Source organism: Flavobacterium hiemivividum, assembly GCF_004349145.1.
Taxonomy (GTDB): domain Bacteria; phylum Bacteroidota; class Bacteroidia; order Flavobacteriales; family Flavobacteriaceae; genus Flavobacterium; species Flavobacterium hiemivividum.
The window spans coordinates 46,631-70,272 of record NZ_SMFO01000002.1 but is presented as its reverse complement, the minus strand read 5'-3'; the positions used below and the strand labels follow the sequence as shown (position 1 = coordinate 70,272).

Genomic DNA, 23,642 nt, shown 5'->3' with positions numbered 1-23,642 from the left:
TCTGAACCATCTATTTGGAAATAATTTTTTTAATCATCAAATTTTCATGAGTTATGAATTTTATTTAGGTTGGATATTCAAAACCTACTTTCCCATATTAATTTAGCGGATGCAAAATCTTCTATAGCGATCCCAACTGATTTAAAAAGTGTAATTTCATCATCATTTGTTCTTTTGTGATTTTTATCTTTACATAAGGTAATTAAATCACCTTTGATACATTCTGAAGTAATAAATCCTTTTTCAATACTTTGATAAATTTCTCCTGCTTTTTTTGGTGTTGCTTTTATATCATCCAAATAAATTGATGATGCAGCGACTACCTCACAGCTTACTTCTTGACTTTGAGGCGTAAAAGAACCTATCAAATCTAAATGCTGTCCTGGTGTAATATGTTCTATTTGGATAATTGCATCATTGCTAGAAGTAGCACAACTTATTATATCTACAGATTTAATAATGCTAGATAAATCATCAATAGCAATACATTCTAAACCTGACATTTTGGAGTCTATTAAAGCCTTGATTCGAATAGCTTTGATTTTATTTCTACCCCAAACATATACTTTTTTTATAGGTCTTACGGCACAATGAGCTTCTATTAAATAAGGCACCATTTCTCCCGTTCCTATAATTAATAGGGTATTCGAATTTTCTTTTGATAAATACTTTGATGCTAAAGCTGATGTTGCCGCAGTTCTAATTTTCGTCATTTCGGTAGCGTCAAAATAGGCCAATGGCACTCCTTTTTTTGCATCCCACAAACAATATGCAGCGTGAAGAGATGGTATTTGATATTTTTTTTCATTATTTGGAAAAACAGAAACTAACTTTACTCCAAAATAATCGTTGTCCCAAGCAGGCATATTAATGATGATGTTTTCATCATTAGTATTTTTTGAAAGAGAGTAATAGTTTTTTTCAGGATAAATAACCTCATTCTTCAAAAATATTTTTTCTAACGCATCTATCAAATTAATATAATCAAGGCGTTTTTTGATCTCTTCACTATCAAATACTTTAATCATAATTATTCCATTAAAATCCATATAATTTTACAATCTTCTAAAAATTCTCCTGCTTGCATTTCATTAGGTTTAAATTGCAATATTTCGCCAGCTTGTATTATTCTTTCTCCTGTTTCGGATATGGCTTTAAGGCTTCCTTCCATAATAATTGAAATTTCGTTTTCAGAATTGGCTTTTAATCCTATTTCAGGGAGTCTTGATCCTGCTTTAAAGAAGCAAGTTCCCATTTTTAAAATCGTTTTATCGTTGATTTCAACTATCTCTTTTAAATAATTTTCTTCGGGTTTCGGATACGCTAATTGATATACTTTCATAATATTATATTTATAATTTTTTAATTTTTTAATTTACTTCAACTACAATTTTTCCTTTTTGAATATTACTCTTTCATATATTCATAAACTATTATTATATCCAAAAAAGAAAATACTTTATCAATAACGGGCTAAAGAAGTCCGTTATTGATACCATTTAGAATAAAAAAATCTTCGTTCGAGCATTTTTGGTTTACAAACAAAGTTGAATATAGAGTAAGGATAAATAATAGCATTATTTCTTACCATTTGAACAATTGGGACTTGGGTAACTTTTCCAGAAAGTAATCCATATAAAAACAAGATAGCATCTTTAGTAAGAACATCTGTATAGTTATCTAAAAACTCCTTCCAATAGGATCAAATCCAAGTCGTACCACCGTATTTATGAAATTGAATTACTTTATGAGTAATCATAATTCAATTTTTTCGCTTTTAATACCTTTGAAAAACAACTGGAAAACATAATAGGAAATCAATGAAACGGCAATGCCTAATACATTTTTTATAGGATTTTCCATTACGAGCATTACTGTAACTCCAAAAAGCCAAGAAACAATCCCTTTCCAGTTAAATGCTTGATTTGTATTAGGATTAAAAGATTTAGAGACAAAATAATCTGAAATCAGAACTCCAGCAATAGGAGGAACAGTTATGGTTAAAATCATCAAAAAATCCATAAATTTATCTAAAATCCCTATTGCTGCTAAACCTCCACCAATAACACCCGCAATAATTGTACTTATATAACGCTTGTTTTCTGGAAAATGAAACAGTTGATTAAGAGCTAATCCTGACGAATAAGCATTCATCACATTTGTAGTCCAAGTGGCAACAATTAAGATTAATAATGCCATAAATGGATAACCAAATTTGGAGAATATCTCAACAATGTCATAAGTATTCTGTAATATAGCCAACATACTTCCTACTCCCAACAATGAAATACCTGCCGGCAACAATCCTAAAATAACTCCTTTAATAACATCTTTTCTGCTTTTTGCAAATCGAGCATAATCTGGAGAAATAACACCCCCAACTGAAACAAAACCAATTGAAAGTCCTATGGCTGTTAAAAACGCTATTTTTTCAGGAGGTGTATAACTAGATATAATATTGAAAGATTTGCCTTGAAAAGATATAATTACACCAAACACTAATAACAATATTTTGGCTGGAACGGCTATGTAATTTAGGTATTTCAGATACTTTATGCCTAAAACAGCTGTCAACATCATCATTAATCCAATAATAAATGACCATATTCTAGGCGAAAAAACATCCTCAAAATAAATAGACATAATTTCTGCAAAGGAAGAACCAGCTACATTACATTGTACTCCAAACCAACCTATACAAGAAATACCTACCACCAAACCAACTAGAATGTTGGCGCCATTTACTCCAAATGAGCTACTCGCAAGTTGTACCGTTGTTTTTTTTGTATCAAATGCAGCAATACTCTCTAAGCACATAAAAACACAGACAACTGAAAACCCTATAAACCCAGCTAAAAGTGTATTATAAAAGGTTAATCCCTTGATTAACATACTGCCTATTAATAGAGACGGTACACTAACCATACCACCAAACCAAATAGCAAATAATCCTAGCCAGTTTATTTTTTTTTCGTTATTAATTTCGCTCATAAAATTATTAATTTACAATTATACGATTACCAAAAACATAAGGTTCTTGCAATATGCCAAATGCTTTTAAATCCTCCTCCGAAGGTGGTTCTAGCCCCCATTTTTTGCTTGTTCCCCAACCGCTTATTTTTTTTAGACCGGCTGCACTTTCAGCCGTTTTTAGGGCAGCTATTGATGGGTCAATTACTGGTACACCTATTATTTCTTGTACTTCTTTATAATGTCCAATTTCACAGGTACAACCCAAAATAATACATTCGGCCTTATCTTCTTCAACAGCAATTTTTGCTTGTTTTATAATTTCTTCTTTAGTACAACTTGGGTTCGCTACAAATTCAGGGACTGTCATTGATAATTCTCTAAAAGAGGCAATTTTTTCACCATAACCATATCTTTTTATGGTTTCATTCATTTGATTGTACCATTTTCTTCTGCCAATTAATACCGAGAAATTGTTAGCAATTCGAACTGCCACTTGGCACGATGCTTCACATGGTCCTAAAACCACCATATCTCCAGCTATTTCTCTGGCGTCTTCTATAACAGGGTCATAAAAACATCCAATTATAATAGCATCGAATCCTTCTAAAGAGGCTTGTCTTACAGCTTTTAGCGTATCTAAATGAATGAAAGACTCGAAAGTACGGTACTCCAAATTATTCATTTGACCTACCGATGGGTTCAATGAGGTTATGTGAACTTCTGTTCCTTCTTCTTTATATTCCTTTGCCATATCTGCAAAGACCTGATCTAAAGAACTAAATCCTACAGGATTTAAATACATTATTCTTAAAGATGCATTTTTAGTATTTTCCATAATTTAAATTTTATAAAAAGTTTTTTTAATCTAACATAATTTGTTCTATTTCACTTATTTTTTTTGGGATGTATTTCCCTAAAATTTCGCTTCCTTTTTCTGTTATTACATATTCGTCTTCAATTCTTATCCCTCCAAAATCTAAATAGGATTCAATTTTATCAAAATTAAAGAATGGTGCACATTTTTTATTATTAGACTTCCAGTCATTAATTAGTTCAGGTATGAAATACATCCCTGGTTCTATGGTAACAGTAAATCCTTGTTTCAATCTTTTACCAAGTCTTAATGACTTTAATCCAAACTGGTCTGATTTTGAAACCTCATCATCATAGCCAACATAGTTTTCGCCCACGCTTTCCATATCATGAACATCTAAACCAATCATATGACCTAAACCATGAGGAAAAAATAAAGCATGAGCCCCCGCCGCTACTGCTTCCTCGGTATCACCTTTCATTAAACCTATATTTTTTAAACCGTCAACTATGGTCATACATGAGGCTAAATGAACATCTTTAAATAATACATTGGGCTTAAGTAATTCTACGGCTTTATTTTGAGCATCTAATACAATTTGATAAATCTCTTTTTGCTTTACAGTAAATTTTCCTGAAACAGGAATAGTTCTAGTAATATCTCCAGCATATCCAGAATGAGAACACGCTCCAAAGTCACCTAATAATAACTGTCCTTTTTTAAGCTCATTGGTATAATTAAAATTATGCAATATTTGACCCTGTACAGTAACTATTGGAGGATATGCTGTGTAGCTCCCCTGTGTAGTTATTGTATTTTCAATTGCTCCAACTAAATTTGATTCTTTTTTACCAGCTTTGGTTATAGACATTACTTTAAGATGTATTTCCCTTGTTATGTCTAACGCTTTTTCTAATTCTTGAATTTCTAAAGCAGATTTTATTTCTCTTTGTGAAACTACAGCATTAATTAAATCTATTGAAATCTTTGCATTTATCTCATTTATAGATTTATCTAAAAGCTGCGATAGGAGGATGCTTGTAGATGAACGATAAGTTGGCAAATAGTGAATATTAGATTTAACGGAGTAATTTTTTATATAATCAAATAATTTATTTACTTCTAATACACTAATAATACCAATTTTAATAGCTTTATCTTTTAAAGATTCTTGATGTCCCATCCATATCTTATGATCAAAAGAAGCTTCATTTCCAAAAAGAATAGACTCTCCAGTTTCGCAATTTAAAACTAATATTAAGTCAGGTAAGTTTATACCCGTATAGTATAAAAAGGAGCTGTCCTGAACAAAAAAATAGGTATTGGCTTTAAAATTCCTAGCACACTCACCATTGCCTGGTAAAATAATAATGCCGCTACCTGTTTTTTTGATAAGTTCTAATCTTCTAGATGTATATGTTTCTTTATTAAAGAACATTTTTATGATATTTTATAAAATTCTTGCGCCTCACTTTGGGTTATAAACCCATTTTTTACATCTAATAGGATTTTCTCTTTGGGTCTATTGGTTGGGCTTCCGTATCCACCACCAGTTGCCGTGACACATCGTACAATGTCTCCTTTTTCCAGATAAATATTAGTCCCTAAACTATATCTTTTTTTAGAGCCATCTTTTCTAATAATCATGAAATAATTATAAGAACCATCGTGTCCTCCTTTCATCCCCCAAGTTTTTGTTTTCTCTCCTAGAAAAGCTGCTGTTACATGTGCACCATCGGATAAAATTTTATAATCTATATATTGCCCGTTGCCACCCTGAAATTCGCCATAGCCACCACCTTCATTATGAAATGCGTATTGTTCTACCTGAATTCCGTAACGCATTTCTCGTATTTCAATAGGGATGTTGTAGGATTCACCACTACCACAAGACAATTGTCCTCTATTTCCATCATGGGTTGCAGATGCACCCCAACCTCCGGCTAATGGTTCAGCTTGAATATAAAATTTATTGGTATCTGGATGAATTCCTGAAATGAATGTTGCACAGATCGAACGCATATGCCCTGCGGGTAATTTATCTGGAATTACTGGTGCCAAAATTTTCCATAATAAATCTATAGCGCTTATTAATACTTCATAATACACTGATACAGCCGATGGAGCTTCTGCACTTACAATTGTACCTGGTTCACAAATTACTTTCATAGGTCTGAACGATCCACCATTAGCATCCATACTTGGTGTAGTAATGGCTTTAAAAAGACTTCTAGAACCCGTTACCAAACCACTAAAGGAAAGGTTTGTAGCTCCTTTTACTTGCGGATGAGAACCATTAAAATCTACAATAAACTCTTCATCTGTAATAGTAATTTTGGCTTTTATAGGGAATGGTCCTTCACCAAACCCATTGTCTTCTATTGCTGATTCTCCTTCGTAAACGCCATTTGGTATTTTCTTCAATGCCTCAATACACATACGCTCTCCATAATCCAAAAAATCATCTTTGGCTTTCTTGAACGTTTCTAATCCGTATTTTTCAATGATTGAAATTACTCGTCTTGCTCCAACTTCTGCAGCAGCAATACCCGCATATAAATCACCCAATGTACTGTCAGGTAATCGGACATTAGCTTTTATCATATCTATTACGGCTTCATTGATCACGTTTTCTGATTTTATCTTGATAAATGGAAAGTGCATTCCTTCTTGATAAATCTCAGTCGATACTGTAGAAACAGAGCCAGGATATGTACCTCCTAGTTCTGTCCAATGTGCTTTGTTAACTGTAAATGCAACCAATTCTTTTTTATAAAAAACGGGGTAAACTATTGACACGTCAGACAAATGTGTTCCTCCACCTGCATAAGGTGTATTTGCAATAACTATATCTCCCTCTTTTAAGGTATTCTCTCCATTAAATTTGTCTAATGTGGCTTTAACTACAGAGTCCAATGCCGCTAAGAAAGCGGTGACACCATTGCCTTGAGCCAATAATTCTCCTTTTACATCTGTAATCCCTACTGCATAATCTAGTGATTCATATATAATTGGACTCATACTGGTACGTTCCAAGGTTTTGAACATTTCATCGCCAGCTGCTACTAATGTGTCCTGAATGATTTCTAAAGTGAATTTTTCCATTATACTGTTTTTTGAAGTGTTAAAATAAGATTTCCATATTTGTCTATATTTACAATATGAAGAGGAGTTACTACTGTTGTAGTTGCTTTTTCGGCTATAATTGCAGGTCCATGTATTGTCATGTCGGGTTCTAGTAACTCTCTATGGTAAAATGGAGTATGATGAATTCCTAAATCATCAAAATCTACTTTTCTTGTATCGAAAATAGCGGAATCTACTTTTCTTCCCGTATTTTCAATGAGGGGAAAATCAGGTTTGTCTACTTCTACTTCTGCAACCAAATGAAAATTAACCAACTCTACCAGTGCATCCAATTGAAAGGAATAGTGCTTTTTATGTTCCTTATGAAAGTGTTCAATAATGGATGCTAAAGAGGTGTTTTCTGAAAAATATGGTAGTAAGACTTTTACATAATGTTCTTGTCCTGCGTAGCGTAAATCAGCATAAAAAGTAAATTTTATATCCTCAGAAGTATAGTTATCAGCAAAGAAACTTATGTTTGCTTCTTCTTTCATTTCATTAAAAGTTGTTTTAATAGAGTCGCTTTGCTCGCTAGAAAGCGTTAAAACATTTGTTCTGATATAATCTCTTCTAATGTCTGACATAAGCATTCCAAAAGCAGAAAATACTCCTGCATGGGGTGGAATAATTAGTTCCGCAACTTGGAGTTCTCTTGCTAAATCGGCGCCATGCATCGCACCACCACCGCCAATAACTACCATAGTGAAATCCCTTGGGTCATGACCTTTATTTACTGAAATAAGTTTTAAGGCATTAATCATATTGGCATTTGCTACTCTAATAATTCCTTTTGCAATTTCTTCTTTTGTTCCTTTTAGTGCTTCACATAAAGGTTTTGCAGCTTCTTCGATACTTTGATAATCAGGTTGTAGTTCTCCTCCAATAAAATAATCTGGATGAATTCTTCCCATGATAATATTTGCATCCGTAGTTGTCAGGTTTTTACCTCCTCTTCCATATGAGGCTGGTCCAGGCATTGCTCCAGCACTTTTTGGCCCAACATGCATTTTACCACCTTCATCAATCCATGCGATACTACCTCCGCCATTTCCTATTTCTACAATATCAATTACTGGCGTTTGAATAGGATACCCTGCTTCGGTTTTTGAATGTTCTATTTTATAATTGGTGGTGATTTTTACTTGACCGTTTTCTACTAAAGCACATTTGGCTGTGGTTCCACCAATATCAAGCACAATTAAATCTGTTCTGCCAATAATTTTCCCTAAAGCAATGGCTCCAAAAACGCCGCTTGCGGGTCCAGATTCTACCATCGTTATGGGGTTTGTTCGCACATCGTTTAGGGTTGTAATACCGCCATTAGATTGCATAATGTATGGAGCATCACGTAATCCTTTTGCCTTTAACTTTTCTTCAAGATTATTTAAATATTTTTTTGCAATTGGTAAAATATAACCAGACAACACTGTAGAACTAGTACGTTCATATTCGCGCCATTCTCGAGTAACTTGATAAGAACAAATAACCTCAATTGAACTATTTAACAGAGCAATTTCTTTAGCTAGTTGAATTTCATGTTTTGGATTTTTGTAGGCATGTAATAAACAAATTGCAATAGATTCAACTCCTTCTTCCTTACATGTTTTTAATATGGTTTTTAAAGCTTCACTATTTAACTCCTTTATGATTTCTCCTTTATAACTCATTCGCTCTTCTACCTCAAAACGAAGATAACGTGGAACAAAAGGAGGCTGTTTTACAAAATTAAAATTAAAAAGATCTGGACGGTTACATCGTGCTATTTCTAGTACATCTCTAAATCCCTCTGTTGTAATTAATGCTGTTTTTGCTCCTTTGCGTTCTGTAAGCGCATTAATAACTACAGTGGTTCCATGGGCGAAAAAATCTATTTCTTTCAAGTCTAGTTCCGCCTTGTTTATAGTATTAATGATACCTTCTTCAAAATTGGAAGGAGTTGTATCTGCTTTTGCTACTTTTACGCCTGTGGGTTTACCTGTTATTTTGTCAAATTCTAGGCATACAAGATCCGTAAAAGTGCCGCCAATATCTGTTGCTACTCTCATTTTTTTATTTTTTATTTTACTTTCTTACTTGTTTGGATTTTTTAAATAAAGGCTTTAGTAGCTTAAAAGTTTTCTAAAGCCTAGATTAACTTACTCAAAATATAAATATCAAAAAACTGTCAATATTTAATAAGGTTTGGTTTTAGAATTTATAAGATAATTCTATCCCGTATGTTGCTGGTTGGCTTGGTGTACGAATATCTCCAATAGGACCTCCTTTAGGATCTCCATCGAATACACCAAAAGGCCACCATTCTTGATTATATTGTGTGTTGAAAATATTTTTTCCCCATAAACCAATTGTAAAATCTTTAATATCATATATCAACTTTGTGTTGATTAAAGTATAAGGTTTTTGGAAAACGTCCTTTTGGTCTGTCCCATATAAATCGTCAGCAAACCAATATTTTTTACCTTTATTCTCAACATTTATATTTGCTGATATTTTAGAATTTTCTCCCGCTTTGAAATGAGCAAATAAACCTACATAAAAACTACTTTGTGGTGCAAATGGAATTTTATTTCCTATTGCTGATGCCTCAAATGCTTTTGTAATTTCAGTTTTTATAAATGATGCACCACTTAATAAATCAAAATGGTTTGAAATTCTTAATTTAGCATCTACTTCAAAACCGGAAGCTTTAGATTCTTCAAAATTTACTGTTCCTAAAAAGCTTCTTACCCCATCAGAACCAAAACGATAAACTTGTTGGTTTTCAAAAACAGTATTAAAATAAGCTAGGTTAAATATAAACCTATTTTTCCAAAAACTCGTTTTTGCTCCCACTTCAAAACTATTTGTAAATTCAGGATCAATTTCCTTCTTAATTCCACTAGCAGGTACTACTAAAGAATTGTAACCACCACTTCTAAAACCTCGACTATAACTTGCGTAAAGCATTTTGTCTTTTAAAAACTTATAGGAAGCCGATAATTTTGGTTGAAATGCATTGTACGATCTATTACTTTTTACACCACTCACATTCTCCATATTTTCCAATGTTTCCCATTCATTTCTCAAACCAGCAGAAATATTAAATTTGTCTGTTAAATTATATTCTAAAAAACCGAATAAGCCTAGAGATTTTAAAGTATTATTGTCTGCTGACAACCTATCTATTGCGGTATTTGTATAATTAAAATCTGTTGGATCCTCATTATAAAATGCATTTGTGTCCCAATTGGAATCAACATTTTGGTAGAAAAGACCTAAATTCCATTGCAATTTAGACAAAGAATTCGAAGACAATAAACGTAGTTCTTCATTAAGTGTTCTTGATGTTCTATTCATCGTTTGAAAAGCTGCTGGAGTTGGTCCGTAAACATCTATTGGTGCAAATGCTAAGTAATCACCATTATAGAATAAGTCAACATCAGAATAGGATGTGTGAGATTCTAATTTAAATCCATCAAAAGCTGTTTCAAAAGAAGCTGCTACAATTGTAGATTTTAATGTACCAACTCCTAAAAAATCTGCAGTTGGATTGCCCTTAAAACTATTCGGGTTAAAATCTTCAAAATCTGGATTATCATTACTATTAACGTATGTCACCGACCCGCTTCTAGAACTATTATGCTGCCCTGTCAAAGATAAAGTACTAGAACTTCCTAGTCTAAATTTCAATAATCCACGCATTGATAAATCTTTTCTAAAATCTACATTCTTTTTAAGCGTAGTGTTTTCAATAAATCCATCAGAATTTGAATAACTAACTCCAAATCGATAAAAGGACTTATTATCAACTATAGATCCAGATATATTAGACTCTAAATCAACTGTGTTTCCATTTCCATACCCCCCCTTCACTTTACCTTCAAAACCATTTTTTGGTTGTTTTGTGGTGATCACAACTGCTCCACCTATAGCATTTTTACCATAAAATAAACCCTGAGCCCCTTTAATTACCTCAATTTGATCAATATCAAATAAAGATTGATTATTTAAATCAGCAGATGCTAAATAAACTCCATCAACAACTGTAGCTATTGGAGAAGCCCCATATCTAATTTGTGGAATACCTCTCACACTAATCATAACTGTTCCAGGATCTTGAGATTCGCTATATGATATTCCTGGAATTTGTGTCAAGAAACCTCCTATATCATCAATGCCAGTAATGTCAATTTGTTGAGATGTTACTGCAGTAACACTTTCAGGCATGCTTTGAATTGATTCAAGTCGTTTTCTAGCCTTTCCTCTCACATCACTAAACCCTCTTACAGTAACTTCTTTAAGTAGTGAAGCATCTTCGTCAAGAGTAACGTTTATTACTTTATTGTTATTAATTTTAATTTCTTTGGTTTTATAACCTAAAGATGAAAATACCAGCGTACCACCTTCTTTTGCTTTAATACTAAAGTTTCCATCTGCATCTGTAGATGTCCCGTTATTTGTGTCCTTTTCTAAAACATTAACTCCTGGCAAAACTTCAGAAGCGGATTTAACGGTCCCGTTTAGTTTTACATCTTGAGAGAATAATAAAAATGGAACAAAAAGAACTAATAATAATAAATTTTGTTTCATGTTAATGGTTATTAATTTCATATTAATGGTTGTTAATTGGTTTATACAAAATTGAGTATTTATTTTCTTTCCATAAAATATTCCTGTTTTTTAATTATTTTTAAAATATTCCTGTACATTTGAGGAATTAAATAGGAATTTATGTTTGACAAAAATAGAACTAAAGGAACTCTTATACTTGACGGAGACGTTTTCAGCAAATTACATCAAGAATTAATTAGTAAATTTCGTGTAAAATATGAAATAGATTCTAATTTAATTATTGATTATCAGCTGTATGGATTTAATAACTTTGACGAGAAACTTCCCAGCATAAAAAAAATGATTGACTCAGAGAACAATCTATATTTAAACGGTAAGTATTTATACAACAAGTGGAGGTTTTATAAAAACGGCTCGAAACTTATAAAATTATCTCGAGAATTCTCTTTTGCATATTTTCACGCATTAGGATATAAAGATGTTTACGATTTTTTAGACAGAAGTGAATTCATAAATGATAAAGACAGAAGCAATCAATATGGAATTTTTGAAAAAAAAATAATATCTAATGATAAAGAGTTTTATGTTGGCTATTATATTGGGGAAAATAAAAGTATAATCAAAACAAAGCTAACTGTATCAATTGGTTTAAAGGAAGTAGAATGGGTTTTGTATTATTGGGAAGACAGCAAACTATCTACTTTTGTGTATCACGGTACAATTTTAGATTTAAGAAGTGTTATAACTGTACTTTTTAGAAAGGAAAATTCAAATACAGATCGAGATGCTTATATGTCAATATATTACGGTAATGAAAAAGTAATGCACAAACCTTTTTTGAAAGGCATTTATGCTGGGTATGACTTTAATGTTCAGCCTGTGAGCGGTGAAATCGTTTTTCAAAGAGTATCAAGCACAACTGAACAAGATGAAATTGCACAATCAAAAGGGGAGATTAGTCCTGTTTTAGAAAATTATTTATATAATAAAAGATTAATTATTCAGAATCTACTTCCTCAAAATATCCTAGAACTTTCGAGCTATAGTCAATACATGAACAATGTTGAAAGAATCCAAGGGTATTATTATGGATTTTCTTCTGCTTCAAATGAACAAATAAATTTTATAAAAATAACCATATTCAAATCAGGAAAAATAAAACTTATCATCAATAACAATTTATATTTTTCGGGGTTATTACAAATAGACAATAACGATTTAATATTTATTAGTAAATTAGAAAGTCTTGACCGTAAATTAAAACTATCTATTGCACTTAATGGAAATCCTGAAGAAAAATTATTCCTAACTGGATATTTTATGGGAGCCTTTGAATTAGGTAGTATTAATGCAGGAAAATTTTGTATAATGAATATCAAATCTATTGATAAAAAAATAAATCTTCAAGATGAATTTTTACAGTTTGAAAACAATAATTCAAGCTTTTTATATTCTGATTTATTTAAAAAGCTAATTGCTCTTTCAGAAGTAAAAATTGAAAAAAAAGACAACAAAAAAGAAACTTCATTTTTGAACAATGAGAATTTAAAAAAGGAGCAAAGCAATGCTTTAAATAGAATTTATGGAGACTACTATTTGATTTATCAAGAAAAAGAAAGTGAGAAAAACATTGTAAATGAAATAAACATAAATTTAGAGGGTAAAGCAATAATGAAACAGGATCAATTTATTTATTCCGGTAATGCACTATCCTTCTCAGGTGGGCTTCTTTCTCTAAATTTTACTACACAAAACGATAGTCCATTTTATTTTCAAATAATGATTTTTATAGGGAAACATTCGTCGGAAACAGCAAATTATTTCAAAGGAGTAGCTAATTTTTTGAATAATGATTTAAGACCGACTTCTTATACTGTTTTTCTAATTCCAAAAAATAAATTTGTAAATACCTATAGTGAAAAAGAGATAGAAGATTTTAACTATAATCAGGTCTTTATAACAGAACTTATGAAAATCGGGGTTGATTTGGGCGTAAAAAGCGAATGAAACAATGCCTAGAACTAGTTTAGAAAAAGAAACTAAACCTGAAATAGAAAGATTATTGACAATAGCTAAGAATAGCAAACCAATGAATTTTGGAGTTTTTATAGTTCAACCTAGCTTATCCATAACTAATACTTAACATTACTTGGGGGTACCGAAAATTATTTAAAGGAAGTCGGAGACATTAACCTGAAAGTAATAGTAAACGAATAAGTATCATGCATAACGAAAGTTTGGAATAAATAGGTTTGGAATGATAAAGCAAACGACAGCACATCCCGTCACCGCGATCATTACCTGCCACTTACTGAGTTTGTACTGATAGACAAAAGAGAAATTATCAGCAATATTTAGAAATACCTATCAAAAAATCCTAATGCAACTCTACGACAACAAATACTCTTTCATAAAAGACCTTGGCACTGGTGGTTTTGGCAAAGTTTTTTGGCAAAAGAAAAAGTATTCAATCGGTATGTGGCCATCAAGCAATTAAAACACACAGACAAAGCAGAACAAGAAGATATCATTCACGAAATAGAAATGGTATCCAAATTTGAGAATCGAAATATTGTCACCTATTATCACCATTTTTGGGAAGAAGTTAAATTATTTCTTGTAATGGAATATTGTTCAGGCGGCACTTTAAGAGATAAAATTTCAAATAATAAAGTAACTCCCGCCGAAGCAATAGAATGGATTCAAACATTGGCTACCTGCCTACGAGTAATTCATAAAAGAGGAATAGTGCATCACGACATCAAACCCGATAATATTGTTTTCTCCCAAAACGGTACAATTAAAATTGCTGACTTTGGGGTAGCGAATAAAGACATAGGTAGTAGAGCATATATGAGCCCGGAAGCTTTTCAATGGGACATCGACTGCACAAAGGATCCTCGAATTGATATTTATGCTTTTGGAGTTACTATGATGGAGTTACTTACAAATCAAAATCCTTTCTCCAGTTTATCTAGAGAGGAAATAATTGAAAAACACCAATCTGCTGATTTCGCAATTCAGGAATTTCCTAATTGGCAACAGGAAATAATTTTAAAAGCAATCAATAAAGTTCCGGAACTCCGTTTCCAGTTTATGATTAAATTGGAAGAAGCATTAAAAGCCAAATCAGTTCCAATAATATTCAACAAAGACAATCTAAAAGCTGCGGAATTAATAGCATTAGCAAATAAATCTTTAAAAACTAATAAATGGAGAAATACTTTAAAATTTTTAGAATTAGCAAATAAAAGATATAATAACAATGTGGCGGTATTGCAGGCATTAGGAAAATACAATCTAAGAATTCAGAAGATTGAAATTGCAAAAAGTTTCTATGAAAGAGCTTTAAAACTAAATCCGAGATTAGATGTTCAAAAAGATTTGGGTTGGATAAATTTAGAAGCTCAAAAATACCCAATAGCAATCGGACTTTTATCAGACCATCTTCACAGAAATCCAGCAGATTACGAAGCTTACAATCTATTAATTCGTTGCTATTACGAAACAGACAGATACGAAACAGCAATGGAATTATCCAAAATGATTATGGAAGCCAATCCTTCTTTGCCTTGTTTTGCAAACAATTATTTTATTGCTTTTGTATTAAATAGTAATGGCAAATCGATTCCACCAAAATCAAAATTGGAACAAGAAATCAATCCATTTATTGGGTATAATCTTTCAGTAATTAAAGAAGAGGATTTAAGCCATAATTATAAAAAATCGCCAACACTTAAATCAAAACTATTGTTTATGGGCTTTCAATTCAATACTTTGAAAGAGAATACAATAACAATATTGGAAACGAATAATGAAAATGATACTCCAACATCCATATCAGAACCAATAATAAAATTTGGTAGAACTGGATACATTCAAAACAACATCGAAGTATCTGGCGGTAATGCTGTAAGCAGAAGACATTGTGTAATCATAAAATACGGGCTTTTTTATTAATGCTGATGAAATGGAACAAAAACTTTCAGAACCAGGCTTAATTGACTTAAAAGAGATAGACCTTTCGGCAACCCAAGCTGATTTAGATGCTTTTAAATTGTTACCATCTTCACAATCTCTTATTCAAAAAGCAGCTCATGATGGGCGCGCAATAGATGTTTTTATTAAAGAGAATTTTATTGTTGACCGCTCTAAATCAACTCATAGTTATGAGGGTTCTTTTACCGCATGATTTATAAGAGATTTGCTAATAAAGCAAAATAAATCTTTCAGTTTCGAAACAGTAATGAGTCATGAATCTAAGATTAAGGAGATAAAATCTGTAGTCGCCCTTGGTTATAGTGTTTATCTGTATTTTGTTTGCATAGACAGTCCTGAAGTAAATATTTCTAGAGTTTCAAACAGAGTAAAAAAAGGGGGACATTTTGTAGCCGTCGACAAAATTGAGGATAGATATTATCGAACTCTTGATTTTTTACATTTAGTTTTACCTTTATGTTATAGAGCATACTTATTTGATAATTCTGGAAAAAGCCAGGACTTAGTAGCCGAATTATATAATGGTGCTATGGAGCTAAAAACAGATAATCCACCACAGTGGTTTCTTAACCATGTATTGCCTTATTATAGTTAATAGTTAGTTTCCTCCTTATATTTACTCTTTATTACTGCTGCTAAAAGGTATTTTACTATGCTACATATTGTTTAAAGAGTTCATTTCGAGCTTAGTTATACTTGAATTATTATCTTTAGTACTTCGATTTTTTAATGCGCACAAGACAAATTAAAAAAGCCCTCACTAGCGCGCGAAATAAAATTCGACAAAATCAATCCTTTCCTGTAGTTCGATATAATAAATCCCCACCCTGCCAAGCATCTCGCTTGTGATTACTAACAAAATCTATTGAAAAAAGTAATCCAATGACCTTGAATTGTACACATGATTAGCACAAAAAATAAAGTATGCAATTCGGGAATTTCACTATTCAATTCGGGAATCGAACACCACACCATTTGCAACCCAAGCAACCATCAAATAGATTTGCCTCCCGGTTCAATTACTGAATCAGTCAAATTGTAAATCTTAAACAACTGCAATGAAATTATTTTCTGAATCGTTGATGTCCCAATTAGAACAGCAATTAAAAGTAATCCATCTTCAAACAGAAAATCCAATTCAATCGGCTGAATTGTCCATTAAAAGTAGCGTTAATGCCTTAGAGAGACTAAAATCCTTTTTCATAAAATACAAATCGTTGAACAAGAAAGAAGAAATAGAATTCTTTCGCGACATCAAACCAAAATTTGCGGCTAAACTGATTTACTACAGCGAAATATATACTATAGAAACCAACAAGCCATTGGGCTCCCATAAAACAATAGCTAAATATTACAACTCAGAACTTCTTAAATTAAAAGTTTTCTTCAAACAGAACCGGGAATTTTACCGCTACTGCCGAACGGCTAACAACTGTCTTGACAGCAAATATTATATACGCGAAAAATACGACCTTAAATTAATGATGGACAGTGTTTATTTTCAAATAGACCATCGCTTCGCAACCTCTCACGACTATAAGATGGCTCGCATAATAGCGAACGATGAAATAAAAAATTTTCTGCTGGAGCAAATGGAAAAACTACAAAGAAAGGTAATAACAACACAATCGCCTTACCCACTCTCTAAAAGCCTAAAATGGACAGGATCAAAAGTAGATCTGATAGAATTAATTTATGCACTGCATTCAGAAGGCGTTTTTAATAATGGAGCCACAGGGCTCAAAGAAGTCATAACCTTTTTCGAGTCTTCTTTAGAAATCGAATTGGGCCAATTCAACAGGGTTTTTTTGGAAATCCGAAACAGGAAATCCGAGAGAACAAAATTTCTGAATACGCTCAAAAACAAACTTATGATCCGTATGGACGAAGCAGATGAAAATTAAAAAAGGCTGCTCAAATCGAGCAGCCTTTTATCCTTGTTTGTAAAAAGTACCTAAAAAAGACAATCAATCCTTTATCTAATCTTTACTGATACGCGATGGTACCTAGTTACAACCAGTAATTGCAAAGCATGAGGATACTATTCAATAGTTTCACTATCACCAATGAGATGCGTTACAAGTTTACGCCAGTCGGGATCAATTATAGCTGTCGATTCCGTTCTAGTCTCATAAGCCGAATGTCGGGCAAAAGATGCAGTAGTCAGGATAATTTGTTTATCAGTTTCAGTCATAATAGGATCAGTAAGAATACTCCTTTCGTACTGAACCACAAAATCATAAAGTACAGCATAGCGATCTTCCTGCTTAAAAAGAAATAGAAAAGAATGGATAAAATCAATAAGACTTAATTTCGCAGACGCTGTCATACTAGAATTCGCAATAATATCCGAAAAACTGACAGTACTATCAGAATTGACACTGATACCCTCAGCTACTGCCACCGAAATATTGTCCTTTTTTTGTATTATATTAAATATAGTTTTGGCGTAGGCTACAGATTCAACACGACTAATTACGGAAGAGCTTAGGCTCTGTAAACCATCTGATTCATAGTTGTTTTTAAATAACTCATGATACATTCGCCCATCTGAATCATAAGGATTCTCTGTATTGGCGGGCATTGTATCCGCTTTTTTAGAGTTGTAATAAAGAATCTCCTTGTTCGATACTACGCCTTCTGGAGTATCACTCGATACAATAGAAGGATCTGTAGTACAAGAATCCAGTGTAAACAAAAAGGAGAAGCAAATTAAAGTGCTAAGGCCTGAATAGAATTTTTTCATTTTGGTTAATGTTTTTAAATGTTACTGATTACTTTTTTCATCAGTTCATTTCTCCCGGGATAATCTGAACAATATGTTGGTTTTACTCATAATAAAACCGTTTGAATTCAAGGCAAAACTAGTGGGACGTTTCCTCCCCGGCAAGCCAACAACTGTTCAATTCGGGAATCTACTATATGCAATTCCCGAATTGAACACAGAACATTTCCCAATAAACAACAACTATCCAGCGAGTTACACTCAAGAAAATGAAAGAATCCTTTATTAGGGTAATTCTTGCATCGATTAAGTTATTTTAGTTACATTTAGCACATAGGAATAGAATACCGTAGTAACTAGTCCTGTATTTTCTAATCAGTAAGCCCCAATCTCTTAGGAATATGACGAAAAACTACTTACTTATAATATGGGTATGCCTGTCTTATAATGCCTATGCACAACAAAATAATTTTGTCCTTCCGGACAGTCTTTCCACGAAAGACTATGAATATTTCATCAACAACATACTTTATGAGGAAAAAGATAGCATTAAAGAAAGGCTGTATGCACAGTCATGGTTAGCTAAAGCAAAGCGGGAGAAAAACTACGGTCAAATGGCGCATTCCTATAAAGCCTTAATTTATACGAGCAATAAAAAGCTACAACTTATATATGTCGATAATATGCTGGCAACGGCAAAAAGAACAGCTGATATTGAATTCATCGCATCGGGCTACATGACAAAAGGGGTTGTACAATACGATCGTAAAGAGCACATGAATGCCCTCGACAGCTACTTAAAAGCGGATGAATACATTTCAAAGACAAACAACCCGTACCTCAGTTATAAAGTAAAATATGTTATTGCTCAGATCAAATATTACCTTGAATTTTACGATGAGGCAACAGCACTATTTCAAGAATGTGTAAACTATTTCAAAGAAAATAATGACCGTGCCTATCTGAATTCACTTCATTCTTTAGGACTTTGTTACAATCGTATAGGTAAATATGATCTATGCAGCCAGATGAATCAGACTGGGCTGAGCGCAGGTGTACGCATTAAAAACTCAGAAATGGAGCCCTACTTCATCCATTCCGAAGGCGTAAATCAATATTTCAAACACAATTATCCTGACGCTATAAAGAAATTGAAAAAGGCTCTTCCTGCAATAAAAGAGTATAAAGACTTTACAAATGAAACGACGGCCTATTTCTATATCGGTAAAAGTTACTGGGCTCTAAAACTGAAGAAAAAGGCATTACCCTACTTAAAAAAAATAGATGAAGCGTTCCAAAATCAAAAGTACATACGTCCTGATTTACGCGAAGCCTATGAAATATTAATTGATTATTATAAGCAACAAAACAATAAGGATTTAGAACTATACTACAACAGCACCCTCATAAAAGTAGACCAGCAATTGCTTAAAGATTATAAATATCTTTCCGGTAAAATACACAAAGAATACGACACAAAAAAGATACTTCGAACTCATAGAAACATGGAACAATATTGGACCATTATAATTGCAATAATGACAGTAATCATTGCGGTATTAGTGTACAGACACTATAAAAATAAAAGATTATTTGAAGAGTTGATGAATCGCAAACCCGAAACGCACCAATCATTGGCTTCAAACAATACCAGTAAAGACACCGAACTCGATATCAATCCCGAAGTGATTGCCGCCATTCTTAAAAATCTCGAAAAATTTGAACGCAATAAAAAGTATCTCGAAAAAGACATGACTTTGGCAAAAATGGCTTTATTATTAAACACCAATACCAAATACGTTTCAAAAATTATTGCACGTTACCGCGACAAAGGAACAGTTGAATATATCACCTATTTAAAGATTGAACATATTATAGAACTACTCATAAACGAAAACAAATACCGCAATTACAAAAATAAGTCATTAAGTGACGAAGCTGGTTTTGGTTCCACACAAATCTTTACACGAGCGTTCAAAAATCAAACAGGCCTATCTCCCACCTACTTCATCAATAAATTAAGAAGTCAACAACAATCATAAATATAAACAAGACATCAACTCAGATACCCTTAAAGTTAGCATTTAAAAAATTACGGTAAGAGCTCTAGTCTTGGCCGTAAGCAGTGATCCCAGAATCGACTACACAAGACAAAAGAAAAAGAATCTCTTAATAAACAAAAACAGTAATATCAAAAACAAACTTGTAATTACAACCTCTTCTAACCGCCCTTAAATAAAAAGCATAGCAAAACAACGAAGAAGTGAAGTGGCAGCAGTCCGCAAGTTGAGTACGAAGGACGAACGGCTCGGGCTGCGGAACGGAACTTCAAGTTAGTTTTCAAACTTTTGATTTTCAGGCTTTTGATTTTCAGGCTTGATTTTTTTGTTACTTTTTTCATCAAGGAAAAAAGTAAAGATTTCTTCAAATAAAAAATCAGTACTTAGATAAACGTACTTCTTATATCCGCTCTTATATTTTTATTAAAAAAAGTCAATAACCACAGCCACTTCAAAATAAAAACCCATTTTTTCTTTCACAACTTGTGAACCACTTGTGATATAAAAACAACCAATCCCACCAATTTTGCACCATAACAATATAAAACGAAAGTTATGGCAATCGAAATCCTCACTAAAGCAGACCTCTGTGAATTCCGTAAATCTCTTTTAGAAGATATTACAAAAATACTCAAAGGCACAAACGAGCAATCCAAAAAATGGCTAAAATCAACAGAAGTCAGGAAATTACTCAACATTTCTCCCGGAACACTGCAAAACCTCCGTGTCAACGGCACACTCACATACACCAAAATCGGTGGTATTATGTATTACGACCAAACAGACATTGAAAAACTTTTAAACGGAAATAAAGTAAATGCCCTCCCTACACTTTTCAAGTAAAGCTATTACGGGAGCGAACCAATCTATTTCCTTTTCACTTTTTACTACTCACCACTCACTTTCATCGTGAGCTTGTCGAAGGACACTACTCACTTCTCACCGTCATCTCGAGCGCAGTCGAGAGACACTATTCACTAAAAAAATGAACTACATCAAACACCTCACCGGATTTTTCAATAAAATCAATTATGAACCCACCCTAAATCCAACCCACATTTCACTCTATTTGGCACTATTCCAATGTTGGAACGTGAATCGGTTTAAGAATCCAACGGGTATTAGTCGGGAAGAAATTATGAAAGCCAGCAAGATCCATTCAAAAGCGACATATCATAAGTGCATGAAAGAGTTAGAACTTTTAGGGTTCATGGTATACAACCCAACATTCAATCCCCACTCCTGTTCCAACATCGTTATGGTCAATTTTTCTGCAGAAGAAAAAACAATTTCAAAAATACCACAATCAACACGTTCAAAAAATGAACCCCTTAATAATTTGAACGAATCAAAAAATGAACAAGGCATTGAACAACTTAATGAACAGGTCTATATATATAATAAAAAACAAACATCTAAAAACAATTTAAACAACATAAAATTAGATACAAAAACAATTTCAACAAAAGAACCTGTTCAAAATTTGAATCCTTTAATAAATCCAAAAGAAAAAAAAGAGAAAGAAAAAAGTTGCGCCAAAAAAGAAAAACTAGTTGAACTCGATTTATTTTTTGAAACTACCGTTCCATCGCTCGAAATGATTCTAGAATACTTTGCTTTCAAAGAAAGTTCCCAAATTGAAGCCAATAAATTCTTCAATTACTACTCCAGCATTGGTTGGCTTATAGGCGGTAAAACAAAAATGAAAGACTGGAAAGCAGCAGCAAGAAACTGGATGCTCAACACAGCTAAGTTTGCTGCTAACACCCAAAAAACCGATTACAATTCCCAACCAAAACCGATGCACCTGCACACGGCAACTCAAAAAAACTATGACGAACCATTATAAATCTGTCAGTGAAACCTACGTGGTTCACAAAGGTTTCAAAGTATATAATTTCCAAAAATGCTTGGAATATTTAGAAAACCTAGGAAAAACAACCTACGGTAGATCGTTTCATATCAGCGAAATGGATTATCCTACCATCTACAAATTGTTGATTTATATGATAAAAGATGAGAAAGCAGCCATGAACCAAAATATTGACTTATCAAAAGGAATTCTAGTATCAGGTTCAATAGGTTGCGGAAAAACATCCCTAATGAACTTAGTACGCCCTTTCGCCTACCATGCATTCGAATACAAAATCAAAACATGTAGGGAAGTCTCGTTTGAATTTGCTAAAAATGGATTTGAGGCCATCAACTGCTACACGCTAAAGCAAGCCAGTCAATCAAAACTAACTGGTTATTGCTTTGACGATTTGGGTGCCGAACAGCAAATAAAACACTTCGGAAATGATTGTAACGTCATGGCTGAGGTACTAATCAGCCGATACGAACAATTTGTCGAAAACAAATCCGTCACGCACATCACCACCAACCTTTCCGCCTCCGAAATCGAAAACAACTACGGCAACCGGCTCCGCTCTAGGATGCGACAAATGTTCAATTTAATAACATTTGATAGTAGAACGAAAGACAAACGATAAAGTCATTGCGAGGAGTTGCGAGACACGAAGCAAAGCAACCTAATCACGAGCGTATCATCTCAAGCGTGTCATCTCGAGCGCAGTCGAGAGAAGCAACTCACCACTCACCACTCACTACTCACCACTCACCACAAAAAAAAATGAAAAAAATCAACACCTTCTGGAACTGGTTCCAAGACAACAATCAAACCATCAAAAACCTTATCAACGAAACCCCTAAAAACCAAAAACACATAAGCTTTTGGATAAACAAAAACCTCAGCTACTATTGCAAAGAGATTGACTTTATGATTGTCTTTCCAAAAAATGGAAATACAAGATCCGAACTCATAATAACTGCCAACGGCAACCCGGAATACTTTAATCAGGTAATTGATTTAGTCGATAATGCACCGCAATTGAAGAACTGGAAATTCACTGCTTTCATTCAACCAACCGAAAGAGTTGACAAAATTATCGAAGGATTTGACGAGCCTTATATCTTCCAAGAAATAACATTAAAAGCCAGCGAACTCAAATTTCTAACTTTAGATTATGATGAAGAAACTCAAAAATTAGATATCATCATATTCTTCAAACATTTTAATATCCATTGTAATAACAAAACGCTCAATCAGGCAATTTATATTATTCTTCAAGATCTTTTAGGAGAAAAATCACTATATCAAAATATCAATTTGATTCATTTGGCTCAGATGCCGGATAACGCAGAAGAATTAGTTTATTTACATGATTTGCAAAGTTTCATAGACACTTTCATATAAGTTTTGTAAAAATTACAACCCTTAAAAAAATTATAAACTACTATATTACAACTGACTTCTAAAAAACATGCGCTTTTTTTAAAGTTTTCATTGGTCTAATGTGGAAAACCGTAAAATTAATCCAATCAATAATCTATA

At 33.0% G+C, this 23,642-nt stretch carries 21 protein-coding genes; 12 read left to right on the top strand and 9 right to left on the bottom strand.

All coding sequences use genetic code 11. The features are described from left to right. Window positions 1-77: 77 nt before the first annotated feature. From E0F98_RS04395 to E0F98_RS04360, 8 genes are all read right to left on the bottom strand, one after another. Window positions 78-1,049 carry an ornithine cyclodeaminase family protein gene (locus E0F98_RS04395; RefSeq protein WP_132109402.1) on the bottom strand — a complete coding sequence of 324 codons (972 nt, stop codon included), beginning with the start codon at window positions 1,047-1,049 and terminating at the stop codon, window positions 78-80. Then, window positions 1,031-1,342, bottom strand: a complete 312-nt coding sequence (locus E0F98_RS04390) for a cupin domain-containing protein (protein WP_132109401.1) — start codon at window positions 1,340-1,342, stop codon at window positions 1,031-1,033. Before E0F98_RS04390 ends, E0F98_RS04395 begins: the two co-directional genes overlap by 19 nt. Before the next feature lie 413 nt (window positions 1,343-1,755). Beyond that, window positions 1,756-2,991, bottom strand: coding sequence for a cytosine permease (locus E0F98_RS04385; protein WP_132109400.1), 1,236 nt, complete (start codon window positions 2,989-2,991; stop codon window positions 1,756-1,758). 7 nt (window positions 2,992-2,998) lie between these two features. Then, on the bottom strand, window positions 2,999-3,808 hold the full coding sequence (locus E0F98_RS04380) for an aspartate/glutamate racemase family protein (RefSeq protein WP_132109399.1): 810 nt from the start codon (window positions 3,806-3,808) through the stop codon (window positions 2,999-3,001). A gap of 25 nt (window positions 3,809-3,833) precedes the next feature. Continuing rightward, window positions 3,834-5,225 carry an aminopeptidase P family protein gene (locus tag E0F98_RS04375; RefSeq protein ID WP_132109398.1) on the bottom strand — a complete coding sequence of 464 codons (1,392 nt, stop codon included), beginning with the start codon at window positions 5,223-5,225 and terminating at the stop codon, window positions 3,834-3,836. A gap of 2 nt (window positions 5,226-5,227) precedes the next feature. Next, complete coding sequence (locus E0F98_RS04370) at window positions 5,228-6,892, bottom strand: hydantoinase B/oxoprolinase family protein (RefSeq protein WP_132109397.1); 1,665 nt, start codon at window positions 6,890-6,892, stop codon at window positions 5,228-5,230. Beyond that, entirely contained in the window at window positions 6,892-8,958 is a 2,067-nt protein-coding gene (locus tag E0F98_RS04365) for a hydantoinase/oxoprolinase family protein (RefSeq protein ID WP_132109396.1), read from the bottom strand. The genes E0F98_RS04370 and E0F98_RS04365 overlap by 1 nt, the downstream gene beginning before the upstream one ends. A 142-nt stretch (window positions 8,959-9,100) precedes the next feature. Beyond that, window positions 9,101-11,482 (bottom strand): TonB-dependent receptor, encoded by a 2,382-nt coding sequence (locus E0F98_RS04360; protein ID WP_165929283.1) that lies wholly within the window; start codon window positions 11,480-11,482, stop codon window positions 9,101-9,103. Between the two features lie 141 nt (window positions 11,483-11,623). Here E0F98_RS04360 and E0F98_RS04355 point away from each other — a divergent pair, with 141 nt between their 5' ends. The 6 genes from E0F98_RS04355 (at window position 11,624) to E0F98_RS04335 (ending at window position 17,367) form a co-directional block, all read left to right on the top strand. After that, window positions 11,624-13,471 carry a hypothetical protein gene (locus E0F98_RS04355; RefSeq protein ID WP_132109394.1) on the top strand — a complete coding sequence of 616 codons (1,848 nt, stop codon included), beginning with the start codon at window positions 11,624-11,626 and terminating at the stop codon, window positions 13,469-13,471. A gap of 4 nt (window positions 13,472-13,475) precedes the next feature. Further along, window positions 13,476-13,607 (top strand): hypothetical protein, encoded by a 132-nt coding sequence (locus E0F98_RS16245; RefSeq protein WP_262708992.1) that lies wholly within the window; start codon window positions 13,476-13,478, stop codon window positions 13,605-13,607. Between the two features lie 305 nt (window positions 13,608-13,912). Next, a complete protein-coding gene (locus E0F98_RS04350) occupies window positions 13,913-15,424 on the top strand; it encodes a serine/threonine-protein kinase (RefSeq protein WP_165929282.1) in 1,512 nt (503 codons plus the stop codon). A 10-nt stretch (window positions 15,425-15,434) separates the two neighbouring features. Then, the gene (locus tag E0F98_RS04345; RefSeq protein WP_132109392.1) at window positions 15,435-15,656 is read left to right on the top strand and encodes a hypothetical protein; all 222 of its coding nucleotides are present in this window, start codon (window positions 15,435-15,437) and stop codon (window positions 15,654-15,656) included. A gap of 54 nt (window positions 15,657-15,710) precedes the next feature. After that, complete coding sequence (locus E0F98_RS04340; protein ID WP_132109391.1) at window positions 15,711-16,058, top strand: hypothetical protein; 348 nt, start codon at window positions 15,711-15,713, stop codon at window positions 16,056-16,058. A 463-nt stretch (window positions 16,059-16,521) separates the two neighbouring features. Further along, complete coding sequence (locus E0F98_RS04335) at window positions 16,522-17,367, top strand: RteC domain-containing protein (protein ID WP_132109390.1); 846 nt, start codon at window positions 16,522-16,524, stop codon at window positions 17,365-17,367. 137 nt (window positions 17,368-17,504) lie between these two features. Here the strand turns inward: E0F98_RS04335 and E0F98_RS04330 are convergent, their stop codons facing one another. Further along, a complete protein-coding gene (locus E0F98_RS04330) occupies window positions 17,505-18,209 on the bottom strand; it encodes a hypothetical protein (protein ID WP_132109389.1) in 705 nt (234 codons plus the stop codon). Between the two features lie 73 nt (window positions 18,210-18,282). Between E0F98_RS04330 and E0F98_RS04325 the strand changes: the two genes are divergently transcribed. The 6 genes from E0F98_RS04325 (at window position 18,283) to E0F98_RS04300 (ending at window position 23,504) form a co-directional block, all read left to right on the top strand. Further along, complete coding sequence (locus tag E0F98_RS04325; RefSeq protein WP_132109388.1) at window positions 18,283-18,477, top strand: hypothetical protein; 195 nt, start codon at window positions 18,283-18,285, stop codon at window positions 18,475-18,477. Window positions 18,478-18,589: 112 nt separating this feature from the next. Continuing rightward, complete coding sequence (locus E0F98_RS04320; RefSeq protein WP_132109387.1) at window positions 18,590-20,230, top strand: AraC family transcriptional regulator; 1,641 nt, start codon at window positions 18,590-18,592, stop codon at window positions 20,228-20,230. 573 nt (window positions 20,231-20,803) lie between these two features. Beyond that, the gene (locus tag E0F98_RS04315) at window positions 20,804-21,091 is read left to right on the top strand and encodes a helix-turn-helix domain-containing protein (protein WP_039107836.1); all 288 of its coding nucleotides are present in this window, start codon (window positions 20,804-20,806) and stop codon (window positions 21,089-21,091) included. Window positions 21,092-21,233: 142 nt separating this feature from the next. Beyond that, window positions 21,234-22,097 carry a transcriptional regulator gene (locus E0F98_RS04310; protein WP_132109386.1) on the top strand — a complete coding sequence of 288 codons (864 nt, stop codon included), beginning with the start codon at window positions 21,234-21,236 and terminating at the stop codon, window positions 22,095-22,097. After that, window positions 22,081-22,740, top strand: a complete 660-nt coding sequence (locus E0F98_RS04305; RefSeq protein ID WP_132109385.1) for an ATPase — start codon at window positions 22,081-22,083, stop codon at window positions 22,738-22,740. Before E0F98_RS04310 ends, E0F98_RS04305 begins: the two co-directional genes overlap by 17 nt. Window positions 22,741-22,880: 140 nt before the next feature. Next, window positions 22,881-23,504, top strand: coding sequence for a hypothetical protein (locus tag E0F98_RS04300; protein ID WP_132109384.1), 624 nt, complete (start codon window positions 22,881-22,883; stop codon window positions 23,502-23,504). The last annotated feature ends 138 nt before the right edge of the window (window positions 23,505-23,642 follow it).